Origin of the sequence: Endozoicomonas sp. YOMI1 (genome assembly GCF_024606345.1) — a bacterium.
In the GTDB taxonomy this organism is placed as follows: domain Bacteria; phylum Pseudomonadota; class Gammaproteobacteria; order Pseudomonadales; family Endozoicomonadaceae; genus Endozoicomonas.
Genome location: NZ_JAHHPM010000357.1, coordinates 1 through 3,975 on the forward strand (window position 1 = coordinate 1; position 3,975 = coordinate 3,975).

At 46.2% G+C, this 3,975-nt stretch carries 3 protein-coding genes; 1 reads left to right on the forward strand and 2 read right to left on the reverse strand.

Going from position 1 to position 3,975, the window contains the following annotated elements:
• Positions 1 to 68 precede the first annotated feature (68 nt).
• On the reverse strand, positions 69 to 701 hold the full coding sequence (gene coaE, locus KDK15_RS12895) for a dephospho-CoA kinase (RefSeq protein WP_257295788.1): 633 nt from the start codon (positions 699 to 701) through the stop codon (positions 69 to 71).
• On the reverse strand, positions 698 to 1,579 hold the full coding sequence (locus KDK15_RS12900) for an A24 family peptidase (protein WP_257295789.1): 882 nt from the start codon (positions 1,577 to 1,579) through the stop codon (positions 698 to 700). The genes coaE and KDK15_RS12900 overlap by 4 nt, the downstream gene beginning before the upstream one ends.
• 527 nt (positions 1,580 to 2,106) lie before the next feature.
• Between KDK15_RS12900 and KDK15_RS12905 the strand changes: the two genes are divergently transcribed.
• Entirely contained in the window at positions 2,107 to 3,579 is a 1,473-nt protein-coding gene (locus tag KDK15_RS12905) for an ankyrin repeat domain-containing protein (protein WP_257295790.1), read from the forward strand.
• Positions 3,580 to 3,975 lie beyond the last annotated feature (396 nt).

Consider the following 3,975-nt stretch of genomic DNA (forward strand, 5'->3'; position numbering starts at 1 on the left):
TTTAGACCAATTTATCGCAACCGCAGTAGGGCAGCCTATTCTCGGACAGCCTCCTATGAGCCTGAGCCTCAAGCGAGGCTCAGGTAAAATTGATGCAGTTTGTCCAATGACCGGTGTAACCGGGTTAGAGAACCACTGTTATCAACGATATCATCGGCTCTGCCAACTCTCTGTTGCCGTTCCATCTGGCTATTGAGGATCAGCCGGGTCTGCTCCTCTGTCATCTGATCACGTGCCATCGTGCGGGATAGTTGAACACTCTCTGGCACATCCACGACCAGCAAGCGATCGACCAATTCATGCTGACTGGTTTCCAGCATCAGCGGCGAAACCAGTACGGCATAACTAGATTCAGCATGGGTCAGCTCAAGGATAATCTGATCCCGTATCAGAGGGTGTAGCAGACCTTCCAGCCACTTTCGCTCATCAGCATCATCAAAGATGATGGTTCTCAGCTTTCTACGGTCAAGACTGCCATCGAGCAGAATCTCCGGGCCATAGCGCCGTTCAATGTCCGCCAGAGCAGGTTTTCCCGGTTCTACCACCACCCGGGAAGCGATATCCGCATCAACAATGCGAATGCCTTTGCTGGCAAAAAAATCGGTCACTGTCGTCTTGCCGCTGGCAATACCGCCGGTTACACCAACCGTAAAAGGGCACTTTTGTTGAGCTCGTGGTTGCTGTGAGCGTGCAGTGGTCATCCGTTCAACCCCGAAAAGCTCAGATAAGCCGCAATCAGTTGATCGCCCCAGATCAGGGCAACATAGCCGGCAATGGCCAGATAAGGGCCAAAGGGAATCGGGTTGGATCGTTCCTGGCGTTTGCTGACAATCAACAGTATCGCCGCAATAGTGCCAACCAGTGATGAGAGAAGAATGATCAGGGGCAGTTTCATCCAGCCCAGCCAGGCACCCAGCGCCGCCAGCAGTTTAAAGTCACCGTAGCCCATGCCTTCCTTACCGGTCACCAGTTTGAATATCCAGTAAACAATCCATAGGGAAAGATAACCGGCAATGGCTCCCCACAGCGCCTGTTCAAGGGTTACCACCAGACCAAAGCTGTTTACTATCAGGCCTGCCCAGAGCAGTGGCAGGGTAATATCGTCAGGCAGTAGCTGGGTATCGTAGTCGATCATGGTCAGGGCCAGCAGTGACCAGCCGAACAGACAGAAGATCAGTGTCTGTAATGTAACGCCGTAGGTAAGGCCAATCATTACCGTCATTAGGGCACTGAGTATCTCAATGGCCGGGTAGCGGAATGAAATCCGGGTCCGGCAGGCTGAGCATTTACCTCTCAGGAATAGATAGCTGATCACCGGAATATTCTCCCAGGCACGGATTTTATGCTGACAGGAAGGACAGGTAGATGCCGGCACGACAAGGTTATAAGCAGGCAGAGGCTCAGGCTCCTTTTCGGGGTGCAAAATCGCTTCGCTCTGCTGCTGCCACTGCCTTTCCATCATAATCGGTAAGCGGTGAATAACAACATTGAGAAAACTACCGACAATCAATCCAAAGATGGTCAGCACAAAGGTCAGATAAGGGGTTGAGGTCTCAATAAGTTCGATAATTGGTGACATTCACACAGTTCCCTGATGGTTATCAGAATGGCTGGCCAGTCCTCCCTGACCAGTACCTGATCGTTAAATAGCCCAATAGTGGCATGCCTGTTGCCGTAATCAAAGCTCTGAAGCGAAAGGAAAATAACAGCTGAACCGTAAACCGGGATGTGACTGCAGGTTCTCAATTCAACTGTTGAGTTCTGGCTAAGTTTGCCAGCTATACCTTAATAGGGAACTTTTCAATGATCGACCAGTCAAACTAAGCAAATTTGAATATAAATTGCCATGAAAATCCTTAAAGTCACGTCCATTAGGTTCTCCCTGCCCATTGTTCGACATAATGAGAGCGGCAATTACACCGAGTGGAATGTACAAAATTTATCTGACAAATTATTGAGTGTCCAAAAATAATGAACTGCAATAATTCTTTAACTCCGTCCTTACAGCTCATACCTGCTCAACCCGCCGGTATCCCGCAAGACCAATCGGGTATAATGGTTAAAAGGGAAGCTCTTCAGATTCCTCGCAGAGATGGCAGCCACTCGATGCCTGATACCCTATCGTTAACTGATCTCAGCGTAACCAGTGTTGACGTTAACTCTGGACCCGCTGCTAAAAAAGCACGGCTTGAAATGCCCAACGTTCTCTCACAACCCGGCACAATAGCCAGGATAACACCGGATACTTTAACTTCTCGCTTTCAAATTCTGTGCAACTCCGATGATGGCGTGGAACTTGCTTATCTATTATCGGTTACTGACGAAATAACACGGAAAAATTGGTTCAGCAGCCCACTGGCGTTCAGTGAAAAAGGTGACACCCCAATGATGCATGCTGCCCGGCATGGTCATGCAGCAGTTGTTGAGACATTAATCGACTATCAGGCAAATCCCTGTGAAAACAATCTATTTCGCCCCCTTCAGAGTAACGCACTAACTATTGCTGCGCAGGTAAATCAAGCAAAGGTCATTCAAGTGATGACCAAATCCGAACAGTTTGATCCTGACAAACCCAGGGGAGATGGCATTACCGCAATGTTCCTGGCCATACAACGGGGTCACACTGAAACCACGAAAATCCTTTTGGAGCACAATGCTGACCCCAACTACAAAATCCGTTTCGCTAAAAATGAGGAGGGATTCAGAGACATCGGCAGCTTTGGAGAGAATGAACCAATACCATCAAGCCAGATTTGGATGACTCCTGTAATGTACGCAGTAAGTTTTGGTAAACCCATTATTCTGGAGCAGCTACTCTCAAACGGTGGAAATCCAAACAACATTGATCCGGTTAATCCACTTCAACAATCACCATTACTTCTGGCACGTTCTTCGCCGAACTTTGCAGCAGAGATGATCAATCTTTTATTAAAGTGCGAAGCTGATATGCACGAACGAATGGTTCCTTCTGATGCGGCTATCAGGAATATAACTCAGGAAAAAACTTATCTCCGTCCTACACTGCTTGAAGACGCATGTTTTTCCGCTGCAACGAAAGATGATGATCCTCAATTTTGTCGCAATGCTGAGATTTTTTGCAATTATTATCGAACACCTGAAGGTAAACCAGTTGAACCCTCAATTCTGAAATGGTTTTATACTGGTCAATGTTTCTTAAAAGCTGTTGCTCTGGACAGCACCTGTTGTAATGCCACCCGGAATAACTCATTGCTGAATGAGTATCTCGTACGAAATTTAAGTTCATTAATTGCATTGTTCAGTGTATTTGGTCAGGAAGAATCTTCTGAATCCCAAAATGACAAGTTTGACAGAGCAGTTAATTACGCCATAGAAATAGAATTTAAATTACATCAATACATACACAGTGTTGGTACAGCCATGCTTCAGGCAATGGTAGTAAAAGTACTGGAACAATTTAATGAGTACAACATGGATTTTAATGATGAAGCAGTAACAAAATTTCTTAGACACAATGAAATAGTTGAAAGGACCAACCCCACCTTGAAAGAAGCATCATTGAATCAAATTGTAACTTTTGTGTTTATCAGTTTCTCTTAAGGCAGACATTAAAATACAATAACTTGAGAATTGCTCATTGCTTGCATGATCACTGCAGAGGTTTTTTTTACCCGGTCCTGGTTTCAGGGCACACTTCACAACTTCTGGGGTAGTTATCACAAATGGCTTGCCATTGGCGTACATACCAGGTGGTCACCCGCTTCATTCAGCTTTGCTGTCTCACCGTATCCGGGCTGGCAAGTTGGTACGAAACATAGTGAATCACCCTGGTGTTCAGAGGATGTCATTTTAGAAGAACAAACAGGTTAACCAAAAAATAGAAAAAAGGAAGAGAACAAACAGCCAGTAATCCCCTCCCTTCCATCATGACTAAAGAACCTTTTTCACATTCCAGGAAAGGAGTGCCAGCGTTGAACACCTGTTGCCCATGAATCT

Bases quoted from the DNA above. Each gene is read 5' to 3' on its own strand.
- coaE (WP_257295788.1), bottom strand. From the start codon at position 701: ATGACCACTGCACGCTCACAGCAACCACGAGCTCAACAAAAGTGCCCT.
- KDK15_RS12900 (WP_257295789.1), bottom strand. From the start codon at position 1,579: ATGTCACCAATTATCGAACTTATTGAGACCTCAACCCCTTATCTGACC.
- KDK15_RS12905 (WP_257295790.1), top strand. From the start codon at position 2,107: ATGCCTGATACCCTATCGTTAACTGATCTCAGCGTAACCAGTGTTGAC.